24 protein-coding genes and 1 pseudogene are annotated in these 25,369 nt (G+C 72.7%); 14 read left to right on the top strand and 11 right to left on the bottom strand.

All coding sequences use genetic code 11. From position 1 onward, the window contains the following. Window positions 1-63: 63 nt before the first annotated feature. The 8 genes from ACFYT9_RS23665 to pssA all read left to right on the top strand — a co-directional run bounded on the left by ACFYT9_RS23665 (window position 64) and on the right by pssA (window position 9,159). Window positions 64-933: a TetR family transcriptional regulator gene (locus tag ACFYT9_RS23665; protein WP_376596996.1), complete on the top strand. Its 870-nt coding sequence runs from the start codon at window positions 64-66 to the stop codon at window positions 931-933. Window positions 934-1,349: 416 nt separating this feature from the next. Beyond that, on the top strand, window positions 1,350-2,687 hold the full coding sequence (ccrA, locus tag ACFYT9_RS23660; RefSeq protein WP_389166911.1) for a crotonyl-CoA carboxylase/reductase: 1,338 nt from the start codon (window positions 1,350-1,352) through the stop codon (window positions 2,685-2,687). 10 nt (window positions 2,688-2,697) lie between these two features. Next, window positions 2,698-4,758, top strand: coding sequence for a protein meaA (locus tag ACFYT9_RS23655; protein WP_376598904.1), 2,061 nt, complete (start codon window positions 2,698-2,700; stop codon window positions 4,756-4,758). Beyond that, window positions 4,755-5,726, top strand: a complete 972-nt coding sequence (locus ACFYT9_RS23650) for an HpcH/HpaI aldolase/citrate lyase family protein (RefSeq protein WP_376598905.1) — start codon at window positions 4,755-4,757, stop codon at window positions 5,724-5,726. Before ACFYT9_RS23655 ends, ACFYT9_RS23650 begins: the two co-directional genes overlap by 4 nt. A 4-nt stretch (window positions 5,727-5,730) precedes the next feature. Continuing rightward, complete coding sequence (locus ACFYT9_RS23645; protein ID WP_387274892.1) at window positions 5,731-6,255, top strand: MaoC family dehydratase; 525 nt, start codon at window positions 5,731-5,733, stop codon at window positions 6,253-6,255. Between the two features lie 4 nt (window positions 6,256-6,259). Next, window positions 6,260-7,465, top strand: a complete 1,206-nt coding sequence (locus ACFYT9_RS23640) for an acyl-CoA dehydrogenase family protein (protein ID WP_389166907.1) — start codon at window positions 6,260-6,262, stop codon at window positions 7,463-7,465. A 169-nt stretch (window positions 7,466-7,634) separates the two neighbouring features. Continuing rightward, window positions 7,635-8,291 carry a phosphatidylserine decarboxylase gene (locus ACFYT9_RS23635; RefSeq protein WP_376598911.1) on the top strand — a complete coding sequence of 219 codons (657 nt, stop codon included), beginning with the start codon at window positions 7,635-7,637 and terminating at the stop codon, window positions 8,289-8,291. Continuing rightward, a complete protein-coding gene (gene pssA, locus ACFYT9_RS23630; RefSeq protein ID WP_376598927.1) occupies window positions 8,284-9,159 on the top strand; it encodes a CDP-diacylglycerol--serine O-phosphatidyltransferase in 876 nt (291 codons plus the stop codon). The genes ACFYT9_RS23635 and pssA overlap by 8 nt, the downstream gene beginning before the upstream one ends. A 58-nt stretch (window positions 9,160-9,217) precedes the next feature. Here pssA and ACFYT9_RS23625 read toward each other — a convergent pair whose 3' ends face one another. The 7 genes and pseudogenes from ACFYT9_RS23625 to ACFYT9_RS23595 all read right to left on the bottom strand — a co-directional run bounded on the left by ACFYT9_RS23625 (window position 9,218) and on the right by ACFYT9_RS23595 (window position 16,314). Further along, entirely contained in the window at window positions 9,218-10,207 is a 990-nt protein-coding gene (locus ACFYT9_RS23625; RefSeq protein ID WP_389166904.1) for a GNAT family N-acetyltransferase, read from the bottom strand. Window positions 10,208-10,261: 54 nt separating this feature from the next. After that, window positions 10,262-11,360: pseudogene (locus ACFYT9_RS23620) on the bottom strand (winged helix DNA-binding domain-containing protein). 60 nt (window positions 11,361-11,420) lie between these two features. Next, on the bottom strand, window positions 11,421-12,689 hold the full coding sequence (locus tag ACFYT9_RS23615) for an ABC transporter substrate-binding protein (RefSeq protein ID WP_389166901.1): 1,269 nt from the start codon (window positions 12,687-12,689) through the stop codon (window positions 11,421-11,423). After that, window positions 12,686-13,753 (bottom strand): branched-chain amino acid ABC transporter permease, encoded by a 1,068-nt coding sequence (locus ACFYT9_RS23610; protein WP_387274902.1) that lies wholly within the window; start codon window positions 13,751-13,753, stop codon window positions 12,686-12,688. The genes ACFYT9_RS23615 and ACFYT9_RS23610 overlap by 4 nt, the downstream gene beginning before the upstream one ends. Beyond that, window positions 13,746-14,636 (bottom strand): branched-chain amino acid ABC transporter permease, encoded by an 891-nt coding sequence (locus ACFYT9_RS23605; protein ID WP_376598919.1) that lies wholly within the window; start codon window positions 14,634-14,636, stop codon window positions 13,746-13,748. The genes ACFYT9_RS23610 and ACFYT9_RS23605 overlap by 8 nt, the downstream gene beginning before the upstream one ends. Continuing rightward, entirely contained in the window at window positions 14,633-15,535 is a 903-nt protein-coding gene (locus ACFYT9_RS23600; RefSeq protein WP_389166897.1) for an ABC transporter ATP-binding protein, read from the bottom strand. Before ACFYT9_RS23600 ends, ACFYT9_RS23605 begins: the two co-directional genes overlap by 4 nt. Continuing rightward, window positions 15,532-16,314, bottom strand: coding sequence for an ABC transporter ATP-binding protein (locus ACFYT9_RS23595; RefSeq protein WP_389167192.1), 783 nt, complete (start codon window positions 16,312-16,314; stop codon window positions 15,532-15,534). The genes ACFYT9_RS23600 and ACFYT9_RS23595 overlap by 4 nt, the downstream gene beginning before the upstream one ends. A gap of 281 nt (window positions 16,315-16,595) precedes the next feature. Here ACFYT9_RS23595 and ACFYT9_RS23590 point away from each other — a divergent pair, with 281 nt between their 5' ends. Together ACFYT9_RS23590 and ACFYT9_RS23585 are read left to right on the top strand one after the other, a co-directional pair. After that, on the top strand, window positions 16,596-17,795 hold the full coding sequence (locus ACFYT9_RS23590; RefSeq protein WP_376598923.1) for a PucR family transcriptional regulator: 1,200 nt from the start codon (window positions 16,596-16,598) through the stop codon (window positions 17,793-17,795). 82 nt (window positions 17,796-17,877) lie between these two features. After that, window positions 17,878-18,468, top strand: a complete 591-nt coding sequence (locus ACFYT9_RS23585) for a hypothetical protein (protein WP_389166894.1) — start codon at window positions 17,878-17,880, stop codon at window positions 18,466-18,468. A 143-nt stretch (window positions 18,469-18,611) separates the two neighbouring features. Here ACFYT9_RS23585 and ACFYT9_RS23580 read toward each other — a convergent pair whose 3' ends face one another. Next, window positions 18,612-19,763: a glycerate kinase gene (locus ACFYT9_RS23580; protein ID WP_389166891.1), complete on the bottom strand. Its 1,152-nt coding sequence runs from the start codon at window positions 19,761-19,763 to the stop codon at window positions 18,612-18,614. Window positions 19,764-19,875: 112 nt separating this feature from the next. Here ACFYT9_RS23580 and ACFYT9_RS23575 point away from each other — a divergent pair, with 112 nt between their 5' ends. From ACFYT9_RS23575 to ACFYT9_RS23565, 3 genes are read left to right on the top strand one after another with little or no spacing between them, the layout of a single operon-like run. Next, complete coding sequence (locus ACFYT9_RS23575) at window positions 19,876-21,582, top strand: BCCT family transporter (protein WP_376600732.1); 1,707 nt, start codon at window positions 19,876-19,878, stop codon at window positions 21,580-21,582. Further along, window positions 21,579-21,734 carry a hypothetical protein gene (locus tag ACFYT9_RS23570; protein ID WP_389166887.1) on the top strand — a complete coding sequence of 52 codons (156 nt, stop codon included), beginning with the start codon at window positions 21,579-21,581 and terminating at the stop codon, window positions 21,732-21,734. The genes ACFYT9_RS23575 and ACFYT9_RS23570 overlap by 4 nt, the downstream gene beginning before the upstream one ends. Further along, window positions 21,731-22,225, top strand: a complete 495-nt coding sequence (locus ACFYT9_RS23565) for an NUDIX domain-containing protein (protein ID WP_387274911.1) — start codon at window positions 21,731-21,733, stop codon at window positions 22,223-22,225. Before ACFYT9_RS23570 ends, ACFYT9_RS23565 begins: the two co-directional genes overlap by 4 nt. An 87-nt stretch (window positions 22,226-22,312) precedes the next feature. Here the strand turns inward: ACFYT9_RS23565 and ACFYT9_RS23560 are convergent, their stop codons facing one another. Then, window positions 22,313-22,516, bottom strand: a complete 204-nt coding sequence (locus tag ACFYT9_RS23560; RefSeq protein ID WP_376600729.1) for a type II toxin-antitoxin system VapB family antitoxin — start codon at window positions 22,514-22,516, stop codon at window positions 22,313-22,315. A 65-nt stretch (window positions 22,517-22,581) separates the two neighbouring features. Between ACFYT9_RS23560 and ACFYT9_RS23555 the strand changes: the two genes are divergently transcribed. Further along, complete coding sequence (locus tag ACFYT9_RS23555; RefSeq protein ID WP_389166883.1) at window positions 22,582-23,298, top strand: NAD-dependent deacetylase; 717 nt, start codon at window positions 22,582-22,584, stop codon at window positions 23,296-23,298. Here ACFYT9_RS23555 and ACFYT9_RS23550 read toward each other — a convergent pair. Together ACFYT9_RS23550 and ACFYT9_RS23545 are read right to left on the bottom strand one after the other, a co-directional pair. Continuing rightward, on the bottom strand, window positions 23,295-23,801 hold the full coding sequence (locus ACFYT9_RS23550; RefSeq protein ID WP_387274915.1) for a methylated-DNA--[protein]-cysteine S-methyltransferase: 507 nt from the start codon (window positions 23,799-23,801) through the stop codon (window positions 23,295-23,297). The two genes, ACFYT9_RS23555 and ACFYT9_RS23550, sit on opposite strands and share 4 nt — an antisense overlap. A gap of 12 nt (window positions 23,802-23,813) precedes the next feature. Continuing rightward, a complete protein-coding gene (locus tag ACFYT9_RS23545; protein WP_376600723.1) occupies window positions 23,814-25,283 on the bottom strand; it encodes an AlkA N-terminal domain-containing protein in 1,470 nt (489 codons plus the stop codon). Between the last annotated feature and the right edge of the window lie 86 nt (window positions 25,284-25,369).

Genomic DNA, 25,369 nt, shown 5'->3' with positions numbered 1-25,369 from the left:
GGGTGGGGCGGGCTTCTGGAGCCCTCCGGCGGTCCGCCCCCGCAGGCGCGTCTTCCTGCACCGATGCAGTACGTTCGGACCATGCCCAAGGCCGTGAAGACACCCCGTGCCACCTCTCCGTCCGACGCTCAGGAGAGCGCGGCGGGGACCCGTGCCGCCGCGCAGCGGCTGAAGATGCGGCGGGAGCTGGCGGCCGCCGCGATGGAGCTCTTCGCGACGAAGGGGTACGAGGCCACCACGGTCGACGAGATCGCGGCGGCGGCGGGGGTGGCCCGGCGCACCTTCTTCCGCCACTTCCGGTCCAAGGAGGAGGCGATCTTCCCGGACCACGACGACACGCTGGTGCGCGCGGAGGCGGTGCTGAACGCCGCCCCGCCGCACGAGCACCCGCTCGACACGGTGTGCCGGGGCATCAAGGAGGTCATGAAGATGTACGCGGCCTCCCCCGCGATCTCCGTGGCCCGCTACCGGCTGACCCGTGAGGTGCCGACGCTGCGGGAGCGCGAGATCGCCTCGGTGGCGCGCTACGAGCGGCTCTTCACCCGCTACCTCCTGGGCCACTTCGACGAGCGCGACCACCACGACGGGAACGACGACCCGCTGCTCGCCGAGGTGGCGGCCTCCGCGGTGGTCACCGCCCACAACCACGTGCTGCGCCGCTGGCTGCGGGCCGGCGGCCAGGGGGACGTGGAGACCCAGCTGGACCACGCCTTCGCGATCGTCCGCGAGACCTTCGGCACCGGGATAGGCGCGGGCCGTCCGGCCCCCTCCTCCGCCCAGCCGGCCCCGGTGGCGCCGTCCGACCGGGAGCCCGCGGCCGAGCCGCCGGCGCGGGTCGCCGCCGCCGGTGACGTGGTGGTCGCCGTGGCCCGTACCGACGCTCCGCTGGACGAGGTCATGCGGACCATCCAGGAGGCACTGACGAAGGGCTGAGGGACCCTTCTCCCGCACCTTCGAAGGTCCGAAACGAGGGCCGCCCCCGGTTTCCCGGGGGCGGCCCTCGTCGCGTTTCCCCTGCTCAGAGGAGCATTCGATCGATCATCGCTCATCCGTGACGACCTTTTCGCATCTGAGAGAAATTGTTGGCACGCAGTGCCTTGTCACGTGACACGGCGTGCCATACGTTGATGTTGTCCGGGTGGCCGGGGCGCAGAGAAAGCTCGTGCTCCGGCTGTCCCCACAGCCCCACGGCCGTGCGCCCGGACGCCTGCGTCACAGGCACCCTCGCGCCCCACCACGGCGCCGCCGCAGCACCGAGCCGAACCGACGGCACACCTCCACAGCAGCAGCACTCCCCGACGTATCCCCTCAGGCGTCCGCTCCCGGACGCTCTCCGCCGGAGGCACACCGTGAAGGAAATCCTGGACGCGATCCAGTCGCCGGACTCCACTTCCGCCGACTTCGCGAACATCAAGCTCCCCGAGTCGTACCGGGCCGTCACCGTCCACAAGGACGAGGCGGAGATGTTCGCCGGGGTCGAGAGCCGCGACAAGGACCCCCGCAAGTCGCTCCACCTCGACCACGTGGCCCTGCCCGAGCTCGGCCCGGGCGAGGCGCTCGTCGCCGTCATGGCCTCCTCGGTCAACTACAACTCGGTCTGGACCTCGATCTTCGAGCCCGTCTCGACCTTCGGCTTCCTGGAGCGCTACGGCCGCCTCTCCGAGCTGACCAAGCGCCACGACCTGCCGTACCACGTCATCGGCTCCGACCTCGCCGGCGTCGTCCTGCGCACCGGCCCCGGCGTCAACGCCTGGCAGCCCGGCGACGAGGTCGTCGCCCACTGCCTCTCCGTCGAGCTGGAGTCCTCGGACGGCCACAACGACACCATGCTCGACCCCGAGCAGCGCATCTGGGGCTTCGAGACCAACTTCGGCGGCCTCGCCGAGATCGCCCTCGTCAAGTCCAACCAGCTGATGCCGAAGCCCGGCCACCTCAGCTGGGAGGAGGCGGCGGCCCCCGGCCTGGTGAACTCCACCGCCTACCGCCAGCTGGTCTCCAACAACGGCGCCGGCATGAAGCAGGGCGACAACGTCCTCATCTGGGGCGCCAGCGGCGGCCTCGGCTCCTACGCCACCCAGTTCGCCCTGGCCGGCGGCGCCAACCCGATCTGTGTCGTCTCCTCCCCGGAGAAGGCCGACATCTGCCGGGCCATGGGCGCCGAGGCGGTCATCGACCGCAACGCCGAGGGCTACAAGTTCTGGAAGGACGAGCGGACCCAGGACCCGCGCGAGTGGAAGCGCTTCGGATCGAAGATCCGCGAGTTCACCGGCGGCGAGGACATCGACATCGTCTTCGAGCACCCGGGCCGCGAGACCTTCGGCGCCTCGGTCTACGTCACCCGCAAGGGCGGCACCATCACGACCTGCGCCTCCACCTCGGGCTACATGCACGAGTACGACAACCGCTACCTGTGGATGTCGCTGAAGCGGATCATCGGCTCGCACTTCGCCAACTACCGCGAGGCGTGGGAGGCCAACCGCCTGATCGCCAAGGGCAAGATCCACCCCACCCTCTCGAAGACGTACAGCCTGGAGGAGACCGGCCAGGCCACCTACGACGTCCACCGCAACCTCCACCAGGGCAAGGTCGGCGTCCTCGCGCTCGCCCCCGAGGAGGGCCTCGGCGTCAGCAACCCCGAGCTCCGGGCCCAGCACATCGACGCCATCAACCGCTTCCGGAACATCTGAGGTCCCGAAGATGACTGAGCGCCAGAAGGATCGGCCGTGGCTCATGCGGACGTACGCCGGTCACTCGACCGCCGAGGCGTCCAACGAGCTGTACCGGCGCAACCTCGCCAAGGGGCAGACCGGTCTGTCGGTCGCCTTCGACCTGCCGACCCAGACGGGCTACGACCCCGACCACATCCTCGCCCGCGGCGAGGTCGGCCGGGTCGGCGTCCCCGTCTCGCACCTCGGTGACATGCGCCGGCTGTTCCAGGACATCCCCCTGGAGCAGATGAACACCTCGATGACGATCAACGCCACGGCGATGTGGCTCCTGGCGCTCTACCAGGTGGCGGCCGAGGAGCAGGGTGCGGACATCACCAAGCTCCAGGGCACCACGCAGAACGACATCGTGAAGGAGTACCTGTCGCGCGGGACGCACGTCTTCCCGCCCGGCCCCTCGCTCCGCCTCACGACGGACATGATCGCGTACACGGTCAACAACATCCCGAAGTGGAACCCGATCAACATCTGCAGCTACCACCTGCAGGAGGCGGGGGCCACTCCGGTCCAGGAGATCTCGTACGCGATGTCCACCGCCATCGCGGTCCTCGACTCCGTCCGCGACTCGGGGCAGGTCCCCGAGGAGCGGTTCGGCGAGGTCGTCGCCCGCATCTCCTTCTTCGTCAACGCGGGCGTCCGCTTCATCGAGGAGATGTGCAAGATGCGCGCCTTCGGCCGCATCTGGGACACGATCACCCGCGAGCGGTACGGGATCGAGGACGCCAAGCAGCGGCGCTTCCGCTACGGCGTCCAGGTCAACTCGCTCGGCCTCACCGAGGCCCAGCCGGAGAACAACGTCCAGCGGATCGTCCTGGAGATGCTGGCCGTCACCCTCTCCAAGGACGCCCGCGCCCGCGCCGTCCAGCTCCCGGCCTGGAACGAGGCCCTGGGCCTCCCCCGGCCCTGGGACCAGCAGTGGTCGCTGCGCATCCAGCAGGTGCTCGCCCACGAGTCCGACCTGCTGGAGTACGAGGACATCTTCGCCGGCTCCCACGTCGTCGAGGCCAAGGTCGAGTCCCTCGTCACCGAGTGCCTGGCCGAGATCGACCGCATCCAGGAGATGGGCGGCGCGATGGCCGCCGTCGAGTCCGGCTACCTCAAGGCCCAGCTGGTCTCCTCGCACGCCGAGCGGCGGGCCAGGATCGAGTCCGGCCAGGACAAGATCATCGGCGTGAACGTCTTCGAGACGACCGAGCCGAACCCTCTCACCGCCGACCTCGACACCGCGATCCAGACCGTCGACCCGGCCGTCGAGGCCCGCGTCGTCGGCGCCGTCACCCGCTGGCGCGCCGAGCGCCAGGAGTCCACGGACCGCCAGGGCGAAGGCGACCCGTTCGTCTTCCCCACCACCCAGCAGGCCCTGGAGCAGCTCAAGGACGCCGCGCGCGGCACCGAGAACCTCATGGAGGCCACCCTGGAGTGCGCCCGCGCCGGTGTCACCACCGGTGAGTGGGCCGGGGCGCTGCGCGAGGTCTTCGGCGAGTACCGCGCCCCCACCGGCGTCTCCTCCGCCCCGGTCGCCGTGCCGGCCGAGAGCGGCTCGCCGCTCGCGGAGGTCCGCCGCAGGGTCGACCGCACCGCCGAGGACATGGGCGTCGGCAAGCTCCGCTTCCTGGTCGGCAAGCCGGGCCTCGACGGGCACTCCAACGGCGCCGAGCAGATCGCCGTCCGGGCCCGCGACGCCGGGTTCGAGGTGGTCTACCAGGGCATCCGGCTCACCCCGGAGCAGATCGTGGACGCCGCCCTGGAGGAGGACGTGCACGCCGTCGGCCTGTCGATCCTCTCCGGCTCGCACGCCCAGCTCGTCCCGGACGTCCTGGACCGGCTCAAGCAGGCCGGCGCCACCGACATCCCGGTCGTCGTCGGCGGGATCATCCCCAACGCCGACGGCGAGGAACTGCGCCGCGCGGGCGTGGCCGCGGTCTTCACCCCCAAGGACTTCGGCATCACCGAGATCATCGGCCGTATCGTCGACGAGATCCGGAAAGCCAACAAGCTGAATCCCCTCGAAAGCACGGAGGTCCCCGCATGACCAGCACTTCCCCTGTGAACCGGCTGCGCCCCCGCCGCTCCTGTCTCGCGGTGCCCGGCTCCAACCCGCGCTTCCTGGAGAAGGCCCAGGGCCTCGCCGCCGACCAGGTCTTCCTGGACCTGGAGGACGCCTGCGCCCCGCTGGCCAAGCCCGAGGCCCGCCACACCATCGTGAAGTTCCTGAACGAGGGCGACTGGACCGGCAAGACCCGCGTGGTCCGCGTCAACGACTGGACGACCCACTGGACGTACCGCGACGTCGTCACCGTCGTCGAGGGCGCCGGCCAGAACCTCGACTGCATCATGCTGCCGAAGGTCCAGGACGCGCAGCAGATCGTGGCGCTCGACCTGCTGCTCACCCAGATCGAGAAGACCATGGGCTTCGAGGTCGGCAAGATCGGCATCGAGGCGCAGATCGAGAACGCCCAGGGCCTGAACAACGTCAACGCGATCGCGCAGGCCTCGCAGCGCGTCGAGACGATCATCTTCGGCCCGGCCGACTTCATGGCGTCCATCAACATGAAGTCCCTGGTCGTCGGCGAGCAGCCGCCCGGCTACCCGGCGGACGCGTACCACCACATCCTGATGAGCATCCTGATGGCGGCCCGCGCCAACAACCTCCAGGCGATCGACGGCCCCTACCTCCAGATCCGCAACCAGGAGGGGTACCGCGCGGTCGCGCAGCGCGCCGCCGCCCTGGGCTTCGACGGCAAGTGGGTGCTCCACCCGGACCAGGTCGCCGCCGCGAACGAGATCTTCTCGCCCTCGCAGGAGGACTACGACCACGCCGAGCTGATCCTCGACGCGTACGACTACTACACGTCCGAGGCCGGCGGGAAGAAGGGCTCCGCGATGCTCGGCGACGAGATGATCGACGAGGCCTCCCGCAAGATGGCCCTGGTCATCTCGGGCAAGGGCCGCGCCGCCGGCATGCAGCGCACCGGCAAGTTCGAGATCCCGGAGGCGTAGCGCCATGCAGTTCGGACGTACCTATGAGGAGTTCGAGGTCGGTGCCGTCTACAAGCACTGGCCGGGGAAGACGGTCACCGAGTACGACGACCACCTCTTCTGCCTGCTCACCATGAACCACCACCCGCTGCACATGGACGTGAACTACGCGGAGAACACGACCGACTTCAAGCGGAACGTGGTGGTCGGCAACTACATCTACTCGCTGCTGCTCGGCATGTCCGTGCCGGACGTCTCCGGCAAGGCCATCGCCAACCTGGAGATCGAGTCGCTGCGGCACGTGGCGCCGACCTTCCACGGCGACACGATCTACGGCGAGACGACCGTCCTCGACAAGACCCCTTCGCGGTCGAAGACCGACCGCGGGATCGTCCACGTCGAGACCAAGGGCTACAAGCAGGACGGCACCCTCGTGTGCGTCTTCCGCCGCAAGGTGATGGTCCCGACCGCCGAGTACATCGACGCGCGCGGCGGCGAGCAGCCGGGCCGCCCCGAGCTCATCGAGCCTTCCAAGAAGCCGGAGAAGTAAAGCCATGGCGCGACTCGCCCAGACCCACGGTCTCACCGACGTCCAGCAGGAGATCCTCGCCACCGTGCGGGACTTCGTCGACAAGGAGATCATCCCGGTCGCGACGGAGCTGGAGCACCGCGACGAGTACCCCCAGCACATCGTGGACGGGCTCAAGGAGCTCGGCGTCTTCGGTCTGATGATCCCCGAGGAGTACGGGGGCCTGGGCGAGTCGCTGCTCACCTACGCGCTGTGCGTGGAGGAGATCGCCCGTGGCTGGATGTCGGTCTCCGGCATCATCAACACCCACTTCATCGTCGCGTACATGCTGAAGCAGCACGGCACCCAGGAGCAGAAGGAGTACTTCCTTCCGCGGATGGCGGCCGGCGAGACGCGCGGCGCCTTCTCGATGTCGGAGCCGGGCCTCGGCTCGGACGTGTCGGCCATCACCTCGAAGGCGGTGAAGGAGGGCGACGAGTACGTCCTGAACGGCCAGAAGATGTGGCTGACCAACGGCGGTACGTCAACGCTGGTCGCCGTTCTCGTCCGAAGTGACGAAGGCCACCCGGAGGGCACCGCGCCCCACAAGTCGATGACGACCTTCCTCGTCGAGAAGGAGCCCGGCTTCGGAGAGGTCCGCCCCGGCCTCACCATCCCCGGCAAGATCGACAAGATGGGGTACAAGGGTGTCGACACCACCGAGCTCATCATGGACGGCCTGCGCATTCCGGCCAATCGGGTCCTCGGCGGGGTCACCGGCCGAGGGTTTTACCAAATGATGGACGGTGTCGAGGTCGGCCGCGTGAACGTGGCCGCCCGTGGTTGCGGTGTCGCTCAGCGTGCTTTCGAACTCGGCGTCCAGTATGCCCAGCAGCGTCACACTTTCGGAAAGCCGATCGCCCAGCACCAGGCGATCCAGTTCAAGCTGGCCGAAATGGCTACCAAGGTCGAGGCCGCCCATGCCATGATGGTGAACGCAGCACGCAAAAAGGACTCCGGGGAACGAAACGACCTCGAAGCAGGGATGGCGAAGTACCTCGCCTCCGAGTACTGCAAGGAGGTCGTGGAGGATGCCTTCCGCATTCACGGCGGCTACGGGTTCTCGAAGGAGTACGAGATCGAGCGTCTCTACCGTGAGGCGCCGATGCTGCTCATCGGTGAAGGTACCGCCGAGATCCAGAAAATGATCATTGGCCGCCGACTCCTGGAGGAGTACCGCCTTCAGGGCTGATTGTCGGTTTTGAGTCGATTCGGCCGCGAAGAAGATCACACCCCGTGTTCGCCTTCCGGCCGTCGACTCGGTTCCTGGCTTGCCCAGTTGCGCCCCGCAACCGATAGCATCGCCGGAAAGCCGCCGTCCCCCGTTGCCAGCGCGGCATCATCCGCTACGAAGGTCATCCATGCCCCACAGCCCAAACTCTGCACACCGCGACAGCCTCAAGGGCGCACGCATCGCACGCGGAGCATCGCCGTGGCTTCTGCCGACCGTCGCCACGGCGGCGCTCAGCCTCGCGCGCTCCGGCCGCTCGAAGCGCGCCAGGGCAATCGCCGTGCCGACCACCGCGCTCGCGGCCGGCATGCTGTGGTTCTTCCGCGACCCCGAGCGCGAGATCGCTCAGGGCCGGGTCATCTCCCCCGCCGACGGCGTGGTGCAGAGCATCATGCCGTGGAAGGACGGGCGCACCCGGGTCGCCATCTTCATGAGCCCGCTCAACGTGCACGTCAACCGTGCTCCGCTGGCCGGCACGGTGACCTCGGTCGAGCACGTCCCCGGCGGCTTCGTCCCGGCCTTCAACAAGGAGTCCGAGAACAACGAGCGCGTCGTCTGGCACTTCGACACCGAGCTCGGCGACATCGAGATGGTCCAGATCGCGGGTGCCGTGGCGCGGCGCATCGTGCCGTACATCCCGCAGGGGACCAAGGTCGAGCAGGGTGACCGGATCGGCCTGATCCGTTTCGGCTCGCGGGTCGACATCTACCTTCCGGAGGGTGTCGAGGTCGACGTCGAGGTGGGGCAGGTCACGACCGCGGGGGTGACTCGCATTGACCGTGATTGATCCCGACACACGAGCCGCCGACTGGGCCGCCGACGACGAGTCGGAGGGGGCCGAGGAGGCGGAGGAGATGCCGCTGTCGCTGAGGCTGTCCATAGCGGACGCCCTCACGCTCGGTAACGCCACGTGTGGCTTCATGGCGGTGTACTTCACCACCACGGGCATCCTGATCCCGCACCTCACCGGCAGCACGGAGACGGGCATGGCGCGCAACAGCGCCGCCACCGCCGTGATACTGATGCTGTGCGCGGCGATCTTCGACCTCTTCGACGGCATCGTGGCGCGCAAGCTCCGCAGCTCGCCGATGGGCGCCGAGCTCGACAACCTGTCGGACCTGATCAGCTTCGGTCTGGCCCCGGCGTACTTCGTGCTCGTCTACGGCATGGTCGCGGACGACGCGCAGCAGAAGGTCTCGGCGGTCGCCGCGATCGTGGTGCTGCTCGCGGTGGTGCTGCGGCTCGCGCGGTTCTCCTGCGTGACGATGAAGGACGGGATGTTCCAGGGCATGCCGAGCCCCTTCGGCGCGCTCACGGTGGTCTCGATCATCCTGCTGGAGCTGCCGTTCATCCCGACGCTGCTCGCGATCATCGGCACGGCGTGGCTGATGGTGAGCCGGGTCGAGTACCCCAAGCCGCGGGGTGTCCTCGCGGCGGCCATGCTCAGCTGGATCGTCGGAGCCATGGCCATGCTGGCCGCCTGGGCCTTCGACGCTCCGGGCGGGCAGTTCCTGCTCCAGGCCGGCTGCGCCCTCCAGGTCGTGCTGGGCGCCGTGATCCCCCTCTTCGCGACGGCCCGCCGAGTCAACACCTTCCGCGGCAACCGGCGCGAGAGCCGGGAGGCTCGGCAGGCCGAGGCGGCGCAGCTGCGCTGACCCCCGGCCGTACGGAACGGATGAAGGGCCCGGAAGCATCTCGCTTCCGGGCCCTTCGTCATGCCGCCAGGAGCTTGTAGTAGAGCGTGGTGGCCCGCAGGGTGCCCTCCGGGTCGGCGGCGTACTCCGGGATGGTGCCGGCCGGGATCCAGCCGGCGCCCCGGTAGAGGCGTTCGGCGGGGCTGTCGGTCTGGGTGTCCAGGACCAGGAGCGTCAGGCCGGTGGCGGCCGCGTGGGCCTCCGCGGCGGCGAGCAGGCGGCGGCCCAGGGCCCGGCCGCGGGCCGCGCGGTGGACGAGGAGCCGGGCTATCTCGCCGCGGTGGCGGCCGTTGGCGGTGTCGGTACGGAGGAGGGTGACGGCTCCGGTGACGGTCCCGTCCGGTCCGAAGGCCGCCCAGACGTCCCTGGTGCCCGCGGCCCGGGCCCACCAGGCGGCCGCCTCGGCGGGGTCCGGCGGCGCGAGGAAGCCGACGGAGGCGCCGCCCTCGACGGCGTCCACGAGGAGCGCGGCGAGGCCGCCGGGGGCGTGGGCGCGGACGGCCTCGGGGGTGAGGCGCTCGATGCGGTCGCCGGGGGCGAGCGGCTTCTCCAGGCAGACCAGGCCGGGGCGGTCGTCCCAGGAGGCCGCGGGCTCGAAGCCGAGCTTGCGGTAGAGGGCGAGGGGGCCCTGCCGCCACTCCCAGACGGTGAGCCGGACGGACGCGGCACCGGCCGCGGCGGCCCGGCGCAGCGCCTCGCCCATCAGCGCGCCGGCGAGCCCCCTCCCCCGTGCCTCCGGCTCGACCCACACCCGCTTGACCTCGGGGACGGCGCCGGCCTTCAGGACCAGGCAGCCGGCGGCCCGGCCGGTCTCCGGGACGGTGGCGAGCAGCACGGTGTCGGCCGCGAAGACGGTGACGGGGTCCTCGGCCTCGGCCCGGCGGGCGGGCGGGAGGCCGGCGGGGCCGGTGACCGCGGCGCCCTTCTCGGCCTCCGTGGCGAGGTGGTAGGCGGTGAGCAGGGCGGGCAGGCCGGGGTGGGCGGCGTTCTCCTCGATGAGCACGTTCATGATCCGAGCATCACACCGGGAGGTTTCCGGGAGGTGACGGAAGGTGCCGGGGGGTCAGGGCGCGGACACCCGGACGCCGTCGCTCGCGCCGTCCGTCAGGAACGAGGCCAGCGCTCCGCCCTCCTCGGTCACGGCGGCGTGCTCGGTCCGGGTGAGGGGGCGGAGCGGGGTGACGGCGAGGACGTCCTCGCTCACGGTCCAGGTGGCCGAGACCCGGCCGTCGACCAGCAGGACGCGCTCGCCGGCGACGGAGAGCAGGCGGTGGGCGTCGTCGATGATCCGGCCGCGGTCCTGGTAGCCGAGGATCGCGTTGTCGAAGGCCGGCAGGAAGCGGACGGGGGCGGGGGTGTCCGGGTCCGGGCGGGGCGCGTCGGGGAGGTCGAGGAGCTCGCTCGCGGCCCCGCTCGTCGCGGAAGGCGACGAGCTCGTCCCGTACGGCCTTGACGGCGGCGGGCAGCCCGGTGAGGCCGCACCAGGCGCGCAGGTCGCCGGAGGTGGCGGGGCCGTAGGCGGCGAGGTAGCGGCGGACCAGGGTCTGCCCGACGGGGTCGGCGGCGTCCTCGGGGAGCGGCGGGACCTCGCGGCCCAGCCAGCCGGCGAGGGTCTGGTTGCGGACGCCGGCCCGGGCGCCCCACAGGCCGCGCGGGGGCAGCTGCACCATCGGGATCACGCCGGCGACGAGCAGCTCGCCGAGGGCCCGGCGGGGCGGGTCGGGCCAGCGGTCGGCGACCGCCTCGACGAGTTCGGCCATGGTGCGCGGCTCTCCGTCGGCCATCACGGCACGGCCGGCGAGGGCGAGCTCCGCCGGGTCGACCCCGGCGAGTTCGGCCTTGTAGGTGGTGAGGACGCGGCTCTGGAGCATGGTGTCGTGGCGGGACCGCCAGGCGAGGGCGTCGTCGGCGGTGACGAGGTGGACGGTGCGGCGCATCAGGTGGGTGCGGACGACCTCGCGGCCGGTCAGGAGGGCGTCCAGGGTCCCGGTGCGGAAGTCGCGGACCCGCGACCAGAGGCCGGTGAAGGGTTCCTGCGGTTCCTGCGCCTGGAGCCCGCACAGGTGGGCGACGACGTCGAGGGCGGGGGCGTCGGTGCGGTCGAGGAGGTGCTGGCGGGCGAGGGCGGCGCGGTTGAGGGCGCGGGCGTCGAGGACGGTCATGCCGTCACGCTCCCACGGAAAGAGGACAGCTCCCGTCCTCTTTCCGTGGGAGTCGCGGGGTCAGAAGGTGTAGCTCTCGGCGGCCTCCGAGACGAAGGGCTGCCGGACGGTGCGCATGCCGCCGGGGGCCTTCTTGTCGGGCTGGATGATGACGGACTGGCGGGACGACGGGGACTTCGGGTCGCTGAAGTCGTGGGTCATGCCGAAGCCGGGGTCGTGGGCGCTGAGGATCAGCAGCGCCTTGGCGAGGCCCTCGCGGGTGAGGTCCTCGTGCTCGCACGCCTTCTTCAGGATCTCGCCGAAGGCCGCGGCGGCGGTCCAGCCGGCGACGACGCCGTTGTCCAGGCCGTCGTCGGGGTAGGCGGCCGCGTAGTCGGCGGCGAGCTTCTTGGCGGCCGGGGTGTCGGCGCCGATGGGGAGGCTCGGGGAGGCGAACCAGTACATCTGCTCCAGGGCCGGTCCCGCCTGGGTGCCGAGGAGCTGCGGCGCGAAGGCCGAGTTGTTGCCGACGACGGGGACGCGGAGGCCGGTGGCGGCGGCCACGCCGACCAGGGAGGCGGCCTGGCGCGGTCCGGCGCTGATCAGGACCGCCTTCACCCCGGCCTGCTTGAGCGCGGCGACCTGCGCGGACATGTCGTTGTCGGTGGGCTTGATCTTCTGCTCGACGACGGTCAGGCCGGCCTGCTCCGCGGCGTACTTCGAGCCCTTGAGGGCGTTCTCGCCGTAGTCGCCCTCGAAGTAGACGTGGCCGAGCTTGTCGCCCTTCCTGAGGCCCTTCTCGGTGACGAGGAAGTCGACCGCGTTGATCGTCTCGACGTCGTAGGTGGAGCCGAGGACGCGGATGTACGGGGAGCCGAGGAGGGAGGCCGACCACGCCTGGGGCATGACCAGGCCCTTGTCCTGGCCGTCGACGCGCTGCTTGACGGCGGCGACGAACGGGGAGCCGATGAACTGGGGGTAGCCGACGACCTTGGGCTCCAGCTCGGTGTAGGCGGCCAGCGCCTTCTGCGGGTCGTAGCCGTGGTCGCGGACGGTGAGCTCCAGCTTCCGGCCGCAGATGCCGCCGGCGGCGTTGGCCTGCTTCACCCACAGCTGCTGGGCCTGGGTGACGCTCTTGCCGAGGGTGGCGTACACGCCGGTCATGTCGGTGAGCGCGCCGAGCGCGATCGTCGTGTCGGTGACGCCCTCGCCCATCTTGACCCCGCCGGCGCCGGTCTCCTTGCCGTCGCCGGTCTTCGCCTTGGAGCTGCATCCGGCGGCGGTGAGCGCGACCAGCGTCGCGAGCGCCACGGCGAGGCCCCGCACGGCCGCCTGTCGTCTGTGCTTCATCGAGTCTCCCCTGAGGGTCGGTGGATCGGGGTTCGCGCGACGAGCCTCGCGAGGCCGCCGGGCAGGAAGAGGACGACGCCGACGACGGCGGCGCCGTAGAGGTAGCGGGCGGCCTCGCCGGGGGCGATGCCGCCGGTGCCGGGCGCGGACACCAGCGGCAGGGCCTCGGCGTACCGGTTGAGCACCTGCGGGAGCAGGGCGACGAAGACACCTCCGGCGACGGCTCCGGCGACGGAGCCGAGCCCGCCGATGACGATCATCGCGAGGTACTCCAGGGAGAGCGCCATGCCGAAGTACTCGGGCACGGTCCGCTGGAAGACCAGGGCGAGCAGGACGCCGGCGAGCCCCGCGTACATGGACGAGAGGACGAAGACGGCGGCCCGGTGCCGGGCGACCGGGATGCCCATGACGCCGGCGGCGATCCGGTGGTCGCGGATGGCGTTCATGGCGCGCCCGGGGCGGCCCCGGAGCACCCCGCGGGCGAACAGCACCCCGCCGGCGAGCAGCGCGAGACCCAGGTACCAGAGCTTCTCGACGGCCCCGAAGGGGACCTGGGCGACGAGGAGTTCGGTGTCGTCGAAGGTGAGGCCGAAGAGGTTCAGCGGGGGGACGGCCCGGCCGTTGTAGCCGCCGGTGAGGTCGTGGGCGTTGAAGAGGACGTGCTGGCCGATGAAGATCAGCGCGAGGGTGGCGATGCCGAGGTACGCGCCGTGCAGCCGGCCGGCGATGGGGCTGAACACCCCGCCGGCCAGACCCGCGAGGCCGACGGCGAGGACGGCCGCGAGCCAGCCCGGCAGGCCGAGGCCGCTGAGGCCGTCGCTGCCGTCTCCGGCGAGGGCGCAGTAGCCGTAGGCGCCGACGGCGAGGAAGAAGGCGTGGCCCATGGAGAGCTGGCCCGTGGCGCCGGTGAGCAGGTTGATGCCGATGGCGCCGATGGCGGCGGCGATGGCGAAGAGTCCGGCCTGGAGCCAGAACCGCTCCAGGTAGAAGGGGAGGGCGAGGAGGACGAGGCCGGCGGCGGCGTACCCGTACGCCTTCGCGGGGATCCCGGTGCGCTCAGACACGGGCGAGCTCCTTCGTGCCGAAGAGGCCGGCCGGGCGGATCAGCAGCACCACGACCATCACCAGGTACGGGGCGAGGTCGCCGATCCCGCGCCCGAGGAAGGCCAGGTCGGACTGGTAGCCGGTGGCGAGGGACTCGACGACGCCGACGATCAGTCCGCCGGCGAGCGCGCCGGTGGTGGAGTCGAGGCCGCCGAGGATCGCGGCGGGGAACGCCTTGAGGGCGGCGAGCGAGGTGCCGCGTTCCAGGCCGGGAGTGGGGAAGACGGTGAGGAAGAGCGCGGCGACCGCGGCGAGCGCTCCGGCGACCGCCCAGGCGCCGAGCGAGACCCGGCCGAGCCGGACTCCCATCAGGGCCGCGGTCTCCTGGCTCTCGGCGGCGGCCCGCATGGCCACGCCCCAGGAGGTGTGCCGGAAGGCCAGGAGGAAGGCGGTGATGAGGAGGGCGGCGGCGAGCAGGGCGGCGATCCGGGTCTCGGCGATCGTCACCGGGCCGAGGGTGACGACCGCGTCGCCCCACGGGTCGCCGAGGGCGAGGATGTCGGTGCCGATGCGGCGGGTCAGCTCGGTGGCGAGGAGGATGTCGACGCCGATGGTGACGATGGCGAGGACGCTGTGGTCGCCTCCCCGGTGGCGGCGCATGACGAAGAACTCGACGGCGGCGCCGACCACGGCCGCGCCCGCGATCCCGGCGGCGAGCGCGGGCCAGAACCCGAGGGGTTCGTGGAGGACGGCGACGAGGTAGCCGCCGGCCAGGAGCAGTGAGGCGTGGGCGAAGTTGACGACCTCCGTGGCGCGGAAGATGACGACGAAGCCGAGGGCGATGAGGGCGTAGACGGAGCCCAGGGAGAGCCCGTTGATGAGGAACTCGGCGAAGGTGCTCACGCGGCGGTCTCCTCTCCGAGGTAGGCGCGGACGACCGCCGGGTCGTTCTGTACGTCGGCGGGGCTGCCGTCGGCGATGCGGCGGCCGAATTCGAGGACGGTGACGGAGTCGGCGAGCCGCATCACGAGGCCCATGTCGTGCTCGACGAGCAGGACGGAGATGCCGAGGCCGTCGCGGACGCCGGCGATGACGGCGGCGGTGCGGCGGCGTTCGTCGGCGGTCATGCCGGCGACCGGTTCGTCGAGGAGCAGCAGGGTGGGCTCCATGCAGAGGGCGCGGGCCAGTTCGGCGAGCTTCTGCTGCCCGTACGGGAGGGAGCCCGCGGGTTTCGCGAGGTGGTCGCCGAGGCCGACGAAGTCCGCGATCTCCCGGACGCGGGCCCGGTGCCGGGCCTCCTCGCGGGCGGCGGACGGCAGCCGGAGCCCGGCGGCGAGGAAGCCGGTGCGGGTGAGCCGGTGGCGGCCGAGCATCAGGCTGTCCTCGACGGTCGCGCGGGGCGGGAGGGCCAGGTTCTGGAAGATCCGGCCGACGCCGAGGTCGGCGATCCGGTGCGGCGGCAGGGCGGTCAGTTCGTGCTCGCCGAGCCGTACGGAGCCCGAGGTGGCCCGGTACACGCCGGAGAGGACGTTGAAGCAGGTGGACTTCCCGGCGCCGTTGGGCCCGATGAGGGCGTGCACGGTCCCGGGGCGCACGGTGAAGTCGACGCCGTCGAGGGCGGTGAGTCCGGCGAAGCGGACGGTGAGGCCGGTGACGGTGAGGGCGGGCACGTCGGGGCGCGCGGTCCCCGCCCCGGGGGCGGGGCCGGCCGCGGACGCGTCCGTGTCGCCGGGGGTGCGCGGCGCGGGCACTGCGGGGTCGTCGGCGCCGGGGGTGCCGTCCGGCGGTGGGGCGGTGCTCATCGGTTCTCCTTGCGGCGCGGGCCGCGGGCGGGGACCCGGGCCTCTGCGTCCCAGCGGGACAGGACGGGGTGGGCGGCCTCGGCCCGGGCGGCGTCCTCGGCGGCCTCCGCGTCCACGACGCCCAGGTAGCGGCGGCGGACCTCGTCCGAGGCGGCCAGTTCCCGCGCGGGGCCGGAGAGGGCGACCTCGCCGACCTCCAGGACGTACGCGTGCGAGGCGAGCTTCAGCGCGAGCGCCGCGTTCTGCTCGACGAGCAGCACCGCCGTGCCCTGCGCGTTGATCTCCCGGACGGCCTCCGCGATCCGGGCCGCCATCAGCGGGGCGAGCCCGAGCGAGGGCTCGTCGAGGAGCAGCAGTTCGGGGGCGGCCATCAGGGCCCGGCCGACGGCGAGCATCTGCTGCTCGCCGCCGGAGAGGAGTCCCGCGGGCTGCCGGGACCGCTCCGCGAGGACGGGGAACAGCTCGTGGACCCGGCGCAGGGCCGCGGCCTTGGCGGCGCGGTCGCCGCGCCGGGCGAGCCCGCCGGCCCGCAGGTTGTCCTCGACCGACATCCGGGCGAAGACCTGCCGGCCCTCGGGGACCTGGCAGACGCCGGCGGCCACGACCCGGTCGGGCGGCAGCCCGTCGATCGGCCGGCCGGCCGCGGTGACCGTGCCGGAGACCACGGCCCCGCCGTGGAAACGCAGGGTGCGCGAGACCGCCCTCAGCAGTGTGGACTTGCCGGCGCCGTTGCCGCCCAGGACGGTGACGACGGCGCCCGCGGGCACGGTCAGCGACACGCGCCGCAGCGCGTGCACCGGTCCGTATCCCGCCGTCAGATCCGTCACCGTCAGGGCGGGTGCGGTACCTCCCATGACTCCCCTTCCGGGCCGCCTTGTTACTCGGCCGTGTTACTCGGCCGTTCGGTGGCGCTCACCCCAACACCGCGCCCGACCGCCCGTCCACGCCCGGCTCCACAAACGCTGCCGGTGACCAGCGGGGCCGCCGGAGGGCTGTGCATGCGCACAACGCTGCGCGTCAGGGCGTTGCCGTGGGGCGCGCGGCGGTGGATGCTCCCGCCATGGGACGGCGCAGACGGCGGACCGGTGACGACTGGAAGGCGCTCGCACGGGCGTGCACGGCGCTTCTGGAGCGGGTGCCGGAGCTGGTGGACGAGCATCTGACGGAGCTGCACGCGTACGAGCCCGCCTACGGGCGGATCGTGCCCTACGACCAGCACTGGCAGGAGGCGCACGAGGCGATGCGGATCGGGATCGAGATGATCTCGGCACCCCGGCACTCGCCCCGGCGGGACCTGGAGCACGCGGAGCTGCTGGGGCGGCGGCGGGCCGAGCAGGGCATGCCGCTGGAACTGGTGGTGCACGCGTACCGGCACGCCGGGCATCTGGTGTGGGAGGCACTGATCGAGGGTGCGGGCCCGGACGCGGCGCAGCTCGCGGCGCTGATGCAGTCGGCGACGACGGTCTGGTCGGCGGTGGACGCGCAGGCGGACCGCGCCTCGGAGGCTTACCGGGCGACCGAGGCGGAGCTGCGGCGGCGTACGGACGAACAGCTCCAGGCGCTGGTCGACGCGCTGCTCGGGGGCCAGCGGGCGCCGGAGCTGGTGGCGCGGGCGGCGGCCGGCCTGGACCTGCCGGAGCAGGGGCGGTACGCGGTGGTGGTGCTGCGCCCGGACCGGCGGGAGGAGCGGGAGCCGTTCCACCGCCAGGTGCGGGGCGAGGGGCTGCGGTTCCTGTGGCGGATGCGGGCGGACTGCGAGATCGGGGTGGTGGCGCTGGCCGAGGGGACGGGCCTGGACGCGCTGGCGCAGCTCCTCGACGGGCGGTGCCCGGGCCCCGGCGGCATCAGCCCCGTCGTGACGGGTCTGACCGAGCTGGGCCGGGCCCGCCGCCTCGCCGAGCTGGCCCTCCGCACCTGCCCGCCCGGCACCCGCCAGGTGGTCCGCCTGGACCGGAGGATGGCGGGCGCGCTGATCGTGGGCCGGCCGGACCTGGCCGAGATCCTCGTCACCGACGTCCTCGGCGCCCTGCTCGAACTGGATCCGGCGGACCGCGCGGTGCTCCTGGAGACGCTGGACGCCTGGATCGACTGCGAGGGGTCGGCGGGCCGTGCGGCCGGCCGCCTCTACTGCCACCGCAACACGGTCTTCAACCGCCTCCGCCGCCTGGAGCAGCTGACCTCCCGGTCGCTGTCCCGCCCACGGGACCTCACGGAGATGACCTTGGCCCTGGACGCCTTCCGGCTGACGGCGTCGGGGTGACGGGGGGGATGGGCGAAAGGGGCGACGGCGAAAGGGGCGACGCGGCCACGGGGCGGGCTGGCAGGATGCACCTGTGACGATCATGACGAACACACGCACGACACCCCCGCCGGCCCTCGGGCCCGTGCTCATCGCGGTCGGGGTGCTGGCGCCGGTGGCCCAGCTGGTGGGGTCCCTGGTGGCGGAGTCCACCCGGTACGTCGTGCTGCTCGACGCGTTCGCGGCGGCCTGGCCCTACTGGCTGGCGCTGTTCGTGCTGGGCGGCGCGGGCGTGCTGCGGACGGGCGCGCCGCGCAGGGTGCTGCAGTCGGTGGTGACCGTCTGCGCGGCGGGGGCCGTGCTGGTGGTGTTCTTCCGGCTGGTGCTGTTCGACGTCTTCAGCGCCGGCTGGGAGGAGACCGAGCGGATACCGGCACCGGGCGGCGCGGAGCGGACCGTGAAGGTGGAGCAGGGCTCGGCGATCATCGACCCGCTCTGGCGGGTGTCGGTGGTCGAGGGGTCGGGTCTCACCGCCCGGAGCCATCCGGTGGCGTCGTACGGCGAGACCACGGGGTTCCACGCGGTCGCCTGGGACGGTCCGGACGCCCTCCTGGTCACCGACGGCGACGGCACGACGAGGATCGCCCTGGATCCCGCCACCGGCACACCGCAGCGGACCGTCGGGACGGACTGACGGGACGGGCCGACGGGACGGACCGGCAGAGCGAACCGTCGGAACCGGCCGACGGAACGGACCGGCAGGACGAACCGTCGGAACCGGCCGTCGGAACGGACCGACGGCGGCCGGGCGCCGCGCGGCGCCCGGCGCTCGTACCGCTAGGCCACGAAGTCCCGGGCGATCTGGGAGGCGACCCGCTCCAGGAGGGGGCCCGCGTTCGGGATGGACTTGGCGGGGTCGGGCTCCAGGGCCGAGAGCGGGTAGGCGCGGCGGATGCCGGCCGCGCCGAGGGTCTCGGGCGGGAGGGCGAGACGGCCGCAGACCGCGACGACCTCCTTGCCGGCGGCGCGGGCGGCCGCGGCGACACCCGCCGGGGCCTTGCCGTGGAGGGTCTGCTCGTCCAGGGAGCCCTCGCCGGTGATGACGAGGGTGGCGCGCTCCAGGGCCGGGGCGAAGCCCAGGACCTCCAGCATCAGCTCGATGCCGGGGCGGAAGCTCGCGCCGAGGAGGAGGGCGCCGTAGCCGATGCCGCCCGCGCCGCCCGCGCCGGGCGAGGCGGCGAGCTCGGCGGCCTTCGGGCCGATCGCCTTCTCCAGGACCCGCGCGAAGTGGGCGAGCGCCGCGTCCAGGGTCTCGACGTCCTCCGGCGAGGCGCCCTTCTGCGGGCCGTAGACCGCCGGCGCGCCCTTGGGGCCGGTCAGCGGGTTGTCGACGTCGCTGGCGAGGATGAACTCGACCTCGGTGAAGCGCGGGTCCAGGTCGGAGAGGTCGGCGGAGGCCAGCTCGGCCAGGGCCGCGCCGCCGGGACCGACGGGCTCGCCGGCCGCGTCGAGGAAGCGGGCGCCGAGCGCGGCGAGCATGCCCGCGCCGCCGTCCGTGGTGGCGCTGCCGCCCACCCCGAAGACGATCGTGGTGGCGCCGGCGTCGAGCGCGGCCCGGAGCAGTTCGCCGGAGCCGTACGTCGTGGCGGTCAGCGCGGCGAACGTACCGGCCGGGAGGAGCTGGAGGCCGGACGCCTCCGCCATCTCGACGACCGCCGTGGTGCCGCGCAGCGCGAACGCGGCGGTGACCGGTGTGCCGACGGGCCCCGCGACCCGTACCTCTCGCCGCTCGAACCCGGCCGCGACGGCCGCCGCGACCGTGCCGTCGCCGCCGTCGGCGACGGGCAGGGCCTCGACGGAAAGGTCGGGGACGACCTTCCGGAGTCCCGCCGTGACCCGCTCCGCGACCTGTACGGCCGTGAGCGAGCCCTTGAACTTGTCGGCCGCCACGAGCACGTGAGCGACCTGAGTTGCTGCTCCGTCCGTCACCTTGCATCCCTTGCTTTCGAACAGGCAGTCGCGCCAGGGCCGACCCTATCCGTACGGCCAGACGGCGTGCCACCCCCGGATACGACGAAATGTCCGACCATAGTGGGCTCACATGAGCACGGATATGAACGACCGGACGTCTCCGGATCACGTACCGGAACGGCATGCGCCCGACGCGAGGGTCATCGGGATCGGGGTGGCCGCGGTCGTCGCGGTCGTCGGCTGGGCCGCGCTGGGCAAGGAATCCTTCGACAGCGCCTCCTCCTCGGCCCTCTCCTGGGTGCTGGACAACTTCGCCTGGTTGTTCGTGATCGCCGCCGACACCTTCCTGGTGCTCTGCGTGGTGCTCGCGCTGAGCCGGTTCGGCCGGATCCGGCTGGGCGCGGACGACTCGGAGCCGGAATTCACCAATCTGGCGTGGATCGCGATGATGTTCAGCGCCGGCATGGGCATCGGTCTGATGTTCTACGGCGTCGGGGAGCCGCTCCAGCACTTCCTGGACCCGCCGCCCGGCGGTGGCCCGGCGGGGACGGGCGCGGCGGCGCGGACGGCGATGGAGTACTCGTTCTTCCACTGGACGCTGACCCCGTGGGCGATCTACGGCATCGCCGGGCTCGCGCTCGCGTACGCGGGCTTCCGCAAGGGCCGGGGCAACCGGCTGAGCAGCGCCTTCGTGCCGCTCCTCGGCGCCCGCCGGGCGGCGTCCTGGCAGGGCAGGGCGATCGACCTGCTCGCGGTCTTCGCGACCGTCTTCGGGACGGCGACCAGCCTGGGCCTGGGCGCGCTCCAGGTGTCCGAGGGCCTGGACCTCACGATGGGCGTCGAGGACTCGACCGCCACCCAGCTGATCATCATCGCCTCGCTGTCGGCCGCCTTCGTCCTGTCCGCCTTCTCCGGACTGCACAAGGGCGTGAAGTGGCTGTCGACGCTGAACATCGTGCTCGCCGGCTGCCTGGCGCTCTTCGTCTTCCTGCTCGGTCCGACCGTCTACGTCCTGGACACGATCCCGGCCTCGGTCGGCGGCTACCTGCACCAGCTGCTCCCGATGGCGAGCCGGACCGGCGCCTTCACCGACCGCGACTGGCTGGGCGCCTGGACGATCTTCTACTGGGCGTGGTGGCTGTCCTGGGCGCCGTTCGTCGGCACCTTCATCGCGCGGATCTCGCGCGGCCGGACCATCCGCGAGTTCCTGGTGGGCGTGCTGCTCGTGCCGTCGGGCGCGACGGTGGTCTGGTTCTGCGTGATGGGCGGCACGGCGATCCGGCTGGAGTCCACCGGCGAGGCCGATCTGGCGACGGCGGTGAAGGACGGGGCGGAGGCGTCGCTCTTCGCGATGCTGGAGGCGCTGCCGCTGGGGACGGTCACCTCGGTCGTCGCGATGCTGCTGGTGATGACGTACTTCGTCACCAGCGCCGACTCGGCCTCCCTCGTCATGGGCTCGCTGACCAGCCGGGGCTCGCTGCACCCGCCGACGTGGCTGGTGGTGACCTGGGGCGTGCTGATGGCGGCGGTCGCGGCGGTGCTGCTGGTGGCGGGCGGGCTGAACTCGCTCCAGACGGCGACGATCCTGGTGGCGCTGCCGTTCGTGGTGGTCATGCTGGTGCTCTGCTGGGCGCTGGTGAAGGAGCTGCGGGAGGACCCGGGCGCGGGCCCGGCCCGGCACCACGCCCTGCACGGGATGCGGGACGCGGTGCGCGCCCTGGTCGGCGAGGCGATGACCGAGCAGGGCGGCGGCCCCCGGCACCACCGGCTGCACCGCGCGGCCCGCTCCCGCGCGGACACGCAGGGCGGCGAGCCGCCGAAGGACGGCGGGGCATGACGGACGCCCCCGGGCGCCACCCGGGCGCCAGGGGCGCGCCGGACGCGGGGCCGCCGCGCGACCGGGTGCGCGGCGCGGTGTCCGGCTTCGACGGCTCCGGAATCCGCGAACTCGCCGAGCGGACCCCGCGCCTGGCTACGCTGCCCCCGTGACCACCACTGATTACGCCACGTACATCGCCGGCCTCCCGCGCGTCCTCGCCGGGGCCGCGGCCCTCTTCCGGGACGACCGGGGGCGGGTCCTGATCGTCGAGCCGAACTACCGCGAGGGCTGGGTGCTGCCGGGCGGGACGGTCGAGTCCGACACGGGCGAGACGCCCCGGCAGGGCGCCCGCCGGGAGACCGCCGAGGAGATCGGCCTGGACGTGCCGCTGGGCGCGCTGCTGGTGGTCGACTGGGTGCAGAGCCCGGTCCGGCCGCCGATCGTGGCGTACCTGTACGACGGCGGGGTGCTGGACGAGGAGCGGCTGGCGGGGATCCGGCTCCAGGAGGACGAGCTGCTCTCCTGGAAGCTGATCGAGCGCTCCGAGGTGCCGGCGTACCTGCCCGCCGGCCTGACCCTGCGGGTGCTGGCCGCGCTGGACGTGCTGGACGGCGGCCGGGGCCCGGCCGAACTGGAGAACGGCCTGCCGGCGTCCGGCTGACCGACGCCTTCCGGACCGTCGGATCGGGGGTCGTGGGGGTCGGCGGGTTCCGGCGGCCGGCGCGGAGCTCTTGGCGGGGCCGGTCGGTCAGCCCTGCTGGGGCTCCGGCGGCAGCATGTCGCCGGTGCGGTTCGCCTCGTCGCGGGAGGCGGTCCTGGCCTCCGTGCGGTGGCCGCGCGCGATGTAGTCGCGGACGACCGCCTCCACGGCGTCCTGCGGGCTGCCGACGCCCGTCAGGACCATGACTTCCACGACGAGTTCGGCGTCGAGCGCGATGTTCACCTTGGCCATGGACGGGAACCTAGCACCGGAAAACCCGCTCGCGGGAGCCGATCGGCGATGCCTACCCTCCCGACATGACGATGGTCGCGATCCTCAGCGGTGCCGGTATCTCCACGGACTCGGGCATCCCGGACTACCGGGGGCCGAACGGGCTCTGGCGGCAGGACCCGGAGGCCGAACAGCTGGTCACCTACGGGCCGTACATGGCGGACCCCGACGTCCGCCGCCGCTCCTGGCTGATGCGGCGCGACGCTCCGGTCCTGACGGCGGAGCCGAACGCGGCGCACCGCGCGGTCGCCGCCTTCGAGCGGACCGGGCATGCCGTCAGGGTGATCACCCAGAACGTGGACGGGCTGCACCAGGCGGCCGGGGTGCCGGACCGCAAGGTCCTCGAACTCCACGGCACCGCCAGGTCGGTGGTGTGCACGGCCTGCCACGCCCGCTCGCCGATGGCCGAGGCCCTGGAGCGGCTGGAGGCGGGAGACCCGGATCCGGCGTGCCGGGCCTGCGGCGGGATCCTGAAGCCCGCGACCGTGATGTTCGGGCAGCGGCTCGACCCGGTGGTGCTGGGGAACGCGATGTCGGTCGCCAAGGCGGCCGAGGTGTTCATCGCGGTGGGTACGAGCCTCCAGGTGCAGCCGGCGGCCTCACTGGCCGGGATCGCGGCCGAGCACGGGGCCCGGCTGGTCATCGTGAACGCCGAGCCGACCCCGTACGACCCGCTCGCCGCCGAGGTCCTGCGCGAGCCGATCGGCACGGCGCTCCCGGCGCTCCTGCGGCGCCTCGTCTAGAAGAGCGCGTCGGGCAGACCCGGGTCGCCCGCCTCGAATGCGAGCAGCCGCTTCTTCCGGTCGAGGCCGCCGCCGTAGCCGGTGAGGCTGCCGCCGGAGCCGATCACGCGGTGGCAGGGGACGATGATGCCGACCGGGTTCTTGCCGTTGGCGAGACCCACCGCGCGGGAGGCGCCCGGCTTGCCGAGGGCCTCGGCGAGCTCGCCGTACGTGCGGGTCTCCCCGTACGGGATGAGCTGGAGCTGCTCCCAGACGCTCTGCTGGAAGGGGGTTCCCTCCAGGTGGAGCGGGAGGTCGAACTCCGTGAGCTCGCCCTCGAAGTAGGCGTCGAGCTGGCGGATCGTCTCGCCGAAGGGGCGGGGGTCCCGGTCTCCGAAGGTCTCCTCCGGCGGGCGGTGGCGCTGTTCTGTCATGTAGACGCGGCTGAGGACGCCGTCGACGGCCACCAGGGTCAGCGGCTCGTAGGGGCTGTCCACGACCGTGTGCACGACGGTGCGGGGCATGGTGCGACTTCCTTACGCGGGGAGGTGGTTGATCGGGTGGGAGTCGGTCGCCCAGAGGTACTGGACGGCGTAGGCCCGCCAGGGCGCCCACTGGGCGGAACGGGCGGTGAGCGCGGCGGGGGTGCCGGGCAGGCCCAGGCCCTCGGCGGCGCGGCGGACGCCGAGGTCGCCGGGGAGGAAGGCGTCGGGGTCGCCGAGCGCGCGCATGGCGATGACCTCGGTGGTCCAGGGGCCGAAGCCGGGCAGGGCGAGCAGCCGGGCGCGGGTCTCCGCGCGGTCCGTGTCGGGGCCGAGGGCCAGTTCGCCGTCGGCGAGGGCACGGACGAGGGTGAGCAGGGTGGTGCGCCGGCTGCGGGGCAGGGCCAGCGTCTCGGGGTCGATCCCGGAGAGCGCCTCGGGGGTGGGGAAGAGGTGGGTGAGGCCGCCCTCGGGGTCCTCGACGGGGACGCCGTGCGCGGTGACCAGGCGGGCCGCGTGGGTGCGGGCGGCGGCCGTGGAGACCTGCTGGCCGAGGACGGCGCGGACGGCGAACTCGGCCGGGTCGACGGTGCCGGGGACGCGCCGGCCCGGCGCCTCGTCCACGAGGGGGGCGAGCAGCGGGTCGGAGCGGAGCTGGTCGTCGACGGCGACGGGATCGGCGTCGAGGTCGAGGAGCCTGCGGCAGCGGCTGATGGCGTGGGTGAGGTCGCGGGGGTCGGTGAGCGAGAGCCGGCAGGCGATGTGGCCGGGGCGCGGGGCGAGGGCGACGATCCCGTGCCCGTACGGGAGGGCCAGGGTGCGGCGGTAGGCGCCGTCGCGCCACTCCTCGACGCCGGGGACGGCGGTGGCGGCGAGGTGGCCGAAGAGGTTGGACGGTTCGAGCGGGGCGCGGAAGGGCAGCCGGAGGGTGATCACGCCGGGGGTGTGCGGTGCGGCGGGCCGGGTGGCGCGGGCGCGGAGTTCGCCGGGGGTGAGGGCGAAGACCTGGCGGACGGTGTCGTTGAAGGAGCGGATCGAGGAGAAGCCGGCGGCGAAGGCGATCTCCCCGAAGGGCATCCCGGTGGTCTCGACGAGGGTGCGGGCGGTCTGGGCGCGCTGGGCGCGGGCCAGGGCGAGCGGGCCCGCGCCCAGCTCGGCGAGGAGCTGGCGCTCGACCTGCCGGGTGGACCAGCCGAGCCGCCGGGCGAGCCCGGGGACGCCCTCCCGGTCCACCACTCCGTCCTGGATGAGCCGCACGGCGCGGGCGACGGCGTCGGCGCGCACGTTCCACTCCGGGGAGCCGGGGCTGGTGTCGGGGCGGCACCGCTTGCAGGCCCGGAACCCGGCCCGCTGGCAGGCGGCGGCGCTGGGGTGGAACTCCATGTTCTCGGGCTTGGGAGGGACCACGGGGCAGCTGGGCCGGCAGTAGATCCGGGTGGTCAGGACAGCCGTGAAGAACACGCCGTCGAAGCGGGCGTCCTTGGACTGGACGGCCCGCACACAGCGCTCGGTCTCGGTGTGCATGGGTCCATGATCCGGGATGCGCGGGCGTCCGGCTGGCAGAAAAACGACATGGACCTTGTGGACCCCGGCCCGGACCCCGACGCGGG

The sequence above is a fragment of the Streptomyces sp. NPDC004435 genome, from assembly GCF_042873895.1.
Classification (GTDB): Bacteria; Actinomycetota; Actinomycetes; order Streptomycetales; family Streptomycetaceae; genus Streptomyces.
The sequence above is the reverse complement of the archived record's forward strand: the minus strand, read 5'-3'. Positions and strand labels throughout refer to the sequence as shown.

Excerpts from the sequence above, each read along its gene's own strand:
- ACFYT9_RS23665 (WP_376596996.1), top strand. The coding sequence starts at position 64 with ATGCAGTACGTTCGGACCATGCCCAAGGCCGTGAAGACACCCCGTGCC.
- ACFYT9_RS23655 (WP_376598904.1), top strand. The coding sequence starts at position 2,698 with ATGACTGAGCGCCAGAAGGATCGGCCGTGGCTCATGCGGACGTACGCC.
- ACFYT9_RS23650 (WP_376598905.1), top strand. The coding sequence starts at position 4,755 with ATGACCAGCACTTCCCCTGTGAACCGGCTGCGCCCCCGCCGCTCCTGT.
- ACFYT9_RS23645 (WP_387274892.1), top strand. The coding sequence starts at position 5,731 with ATGCAGTTCGGACGTACCTATGAGGAGTTCGAGGTCGGTGCCGTCTAC.
- ACFYT9_RS23640 (WP_389166907.1), top strand. The coding sequence starts at position 6,260 with ATGGCGCGACTCGCCCAGACCCACGGTCTCACCGACGTCCAGCAGGAG.
- ACFYT9_RS23635 (WP_376598911.1), top strand. The coding sequence starts at position 7,635 with ATGCCCCACAGCCCAAACTCTGCACACCGCGACAGCCTCAAGGGCGCA.
- ACFYT9_RS23625 (WP_389166904.1), bottom strand. The coding sequence starts at position 10,207 with ATGAACGTGCTCATCGAGGAGAACGCCGCCCACCCCGGCCTGCCCGCC.
- ACFYT9_RS23615 (WP_389166901.1), bottom strand. The coding sequence starts at position 12,689 with ATGAAGCACAGACGACAGGCGGCCGTGCGGGGCCTCGCCGTGGCGCTC.
- ACFYT9_RS23600 (WP_389166897.1), bottom strand. The coding sequence starts at position 15,535 with ATGAGCACCGCCCCACCGCCGGACGGCACCCCCGGCGCCGACGACCCC.
- ACFYT9_RS23590 (WP_376598923.1), top strand. The coding sequence starts at position 16,596 with ATGGGACGGCGCAGACGGCGGACCGGTGACGACTGGAAGGCGCTCGCA.
- ACFYT9_RS23585 (WP_389166894.1), top strand. The coding sequence starts at position 17,878 with ATGACGAACACACGCACGACACCCCCGCCGGCCCTCGGGCCCGTGCTC.
- ACFYT9_RS23575 (WP_376600732.1), top strand. The coding sequence starts at position 19,876 with ATGAGCACGGATATGAACGACCGGACGTCTCCGGATCACGTACCGGAA.
- ACFYT9_RS23570 (WP_389166887.1), top strand. The coding sequence starts at position 21,579 with ATGACGGACGCCCCCGGGCGCCACCCGGGCGCCAGGGGCGCGCCGGAC.
- ACFYT9_RS23560 (WP_376600729.1), bottom strand. The coding sequence starts at position 22,516 with ATGGCCAAGGTGAACATCGCGCTCGACGCCGAACTCGTCGTGGAAGTC.
- ACFYT9_RS23555 (WP_389166883.1), top strand. The coding sequence starts at position 22,582 with ATGACGATGGTCGCGATCCTCAGCGGTGCCGGTATCTCCACGGACTCG.
- ACFYT9_RS23550 (WP_387274915.1), bottom strand. The coding sequence starts at position 23,801 with ATGCCCCGCACCGTCGTGCACACGGTCGTGGACAGCCCCTACGAGCCG.
- ACFYT9_RS23545 (WP_376600723.1), bottom strand. The coding sequence starts at position 25,283 with ATGCACACCGAGACCGAGCGCTGTGTGCGGGCCGTCCAGTCCAAGGAC.